Genomic DNA, 2,619 nt, shown 5'->3' with positions numbered 1-2,619 from the left:
CGACGATGGGGGCGTGAGTACCTCCAGTCTGCCCACGCTGCCCGCCGCCCCCGCTCCCGGCCGCCCCGATGTCACCGCACGGCTCCGGGACGCCCTGCTCGGGGCCTCCTTCACCGCCGACGGACTGCTGGAGCTGCTCGGCGCGCCCGCCTACGCGGCCCTCGCGCGCAGCGAGACCGTGCCCGCGCTCCGGGCCACCCGCGGGGACACCCCGCTGGAAGTACTCGTACGCCTGTTCCTCCTCCAGCAGCCGGTGCTCCACGCGCGCGTGGCGGACGTCCTGCCCGTCGACGCGTGTCTGGAGAGCGGATGGCTGGTGCGCTCCGGCACGGACGAGGTAGCCGCGACGGTGGACGTACGGCCGTACGGCGGACCGGACGGCGAGGACTGGTTCATCGTGTCGGACCTGGGCTGTGCCGTCGGCGGCGCCGGTGGCATCGGCAGCCGGGACGAGGGTGTCGTGCTCGGGGTCGGCGGTGCCTCCACGACCCTCGCGGGCATCACCGTGCGCACGCCCGTCGGTTCCGCCCTCGACCTCGGCACCGGCTCCGGGATCCAGGCCCTGCACGCCGCGCAGCACGCCACGCGCGTGACGGCGACCGACCTCAACCCCCGCGCGCTGCACATCACCGCGCTCACGCTGGCCCTGTCCGGCGCCCCGGCGGCCGACCTGCGGGAGGGCTCGCTGTTCAAGCCCGTCAAGCAGGGCGAGACGTACGACCTCGTCGTGTCGAACCCGCCCTTCGTGATCTCGCCCGGTGCGCGGCTGACGTACCGGGACGGCGGGATGGGCGGGGACGATCTGTGCCGTTCGGTCGTTCAGGGGGCGGGGGAGCTGCTGAACGAGGGCGGGTTCGCGCAGTTCCTCGCCAACTGGCAGCACGTCGCGGGGGAGGACTGGCAGGACAGGCTCAGGTCGTGGGTGCCGCGCGGGTGCGACGCGTGGATCGTGCAGCGCGAGGTCCAGGACGTCACGCAGTACGCCGAGCTGTGGCTCAGGGACGCCGGCGACCACCGCGGCGACCCGGCCGAGTACCAGGCGCTGTACGACGCGTGGCTGGACGAGTTCGAGACGCGCAAGGTACGGGCCGTGGGCTTCGGCTGGATCACCCTGCGCAGGACCGGCTCGGCCGAGCCCTCGATCACCGTCGAGGAGTGGCCGCACCCGGTCGAGCAGCCGCTCGGGGACACGGTCCGGGCGCATTTCGAGCGCCTCGACTACCTGCGCGCCCACGACGACGCGGCCCTGCTGGAGTCGCACTTCAAGCTCGTGCCCGAGATCGTCCAGGAGCAGGTCGGGCTGCCCGGCGCGGAGGACCCCGAGCACGTGGTGCTGCGCCAGCACCGGGGGATGCGCCGGGCCACCAAGGTGGACACCGTCGGCGCGGGCTTCGCCGGCGTGTGCGACGGCTCGCTGAGCGCGGGCCGCATCCTCGACGCGATCGCCCAGCTCATGGACGAGGACCCGGTCCTGCTCCGCGACCGCACCCCGGCGCAGATCCGGCTGCTGGTGGAGCAGGGGTTCCTGGAACCCGCGTGAACCCGGCGGGGCGTGCCGCGTGAACCCGGCGGGGCGTGCCGCTGAGGCGTCCCCGCACCCCTGAGACTCCTGTGCCCGGTCTGACGGGATTGGCCCCGAAAAGGCCTCCTGTCAGTGGGGCGTGCGAAGCTACCTTCGAGAGACAGACCTGACGCGTTCTCGGGGGAGGCGCGCTGTCTCTGGCCCGGTGCCCGGGTCTCGGGGGGAGGCGTGATGGCGGGGGATACGCCGGATCAGGGCGAAGGCAGGACGATCAACGGCCGCTACCGGCTGTCGCGCACACTCGGCGCGGGCGGCATGGGCCGCGTCTGGCTGGCCTACGACGAGGAGCTGGCCTGCGAGGTCGCGATCAAGGAGATCGCGCTTCCGGACATGCCGATGGACGAGGGCGAGCGGGCCCGGCGGATCGACCGCGCGCGCGGCGAGGCCCGGCACGCGGCCCGGCTGCGCGGCCATCCGCACGTGGCGACGGTCCACGACGTGGTGGTCCACGAGGGCCTGCCGTGGATCGTCATGGAGTTCGTACCGGACGCGACCGACCTCCAGGCCCTGGTACGACGCTCCGGGCCGCTGTCGCCCGGTCAGGCGGCCCGCGTCGGTCTCGCCGTCCTCGACGCCCTCACCGCGGGACATCGCGTCGGCATCCTCCACAGGGATGTGAAACCGGCCAACATCCTTCTGGCACCGGACGCTTCGGGCGACCCGTACGCACGCGTGCTGCTCACCGACTACGGCATCGCCCTCCAGCCCGAGTCCCGCGAGCCCCGGCTCACCGCCACGGCCGGCATCCTCGGCACCCCGGGCTACCTGGCACCGGAGCGCGTCCGGGGCGAACCGCCGACCCCGGCCGCCGACCTGTTCTCCCTGGGCGCCACGCTGTACGCCGCCGTCGAGGGGCGCGGCCCCTTCGACCGCCACGGCGAGTACGCCACGCTGACGGCCCTGTTGGGCGAGGACCCCACCCCGCCCGTCCGGGCCGGCGAGCTGACGCCGGTGTTGCAGGGGTTGCTGGTCAAGGACCCTGGGCGCAGGTTCTCCCCGGAGGCGGTGAAGCGGGGCTGGAGCGGGTCGTGCAGGGG

2 protein-coding genes are annotated in these 2,619 nt (G+C 73.8%); both read left to right on the top strand.

From position 1 onward, the window contains the following. The first annotated feature begins 13 nt into the window (after window positions 1-13). Window positions 14-1,540 (top strand): DUF7059 domain-containing protein, encoded by a 1,527-nt coding sequence (locus AOJ26_RS40840; protein ID WP_053853376.1) that lies wholly within the window; start codon window positions 14-16, stop codon window positions 1,538-1,540. Between the two features lie 213 nt (window positions 1,541-1,753). Further along, on the top strand, window positions 1,754-2,619 hold an 866-nt coding region (locus tag AOJ26_RS40835), incomplete at its 3' end, for a serine/threonine-protein kinase (RefSeq protein WP_159044534.1).

Source organism: Streptomyces sp. NRRL B-24085, from assembly GCF_001282115.1.
GTDB lineage: Bacteria > Actinomycetota > Actinomycetes > Streptomycetales > Streptomycetaceae > Streptomyces.
The sequence above is the reverse complement of the archived record's forward strand: the minus strand, read 5'-3'. Positions and strand labels throughout refer to the sequence as shown.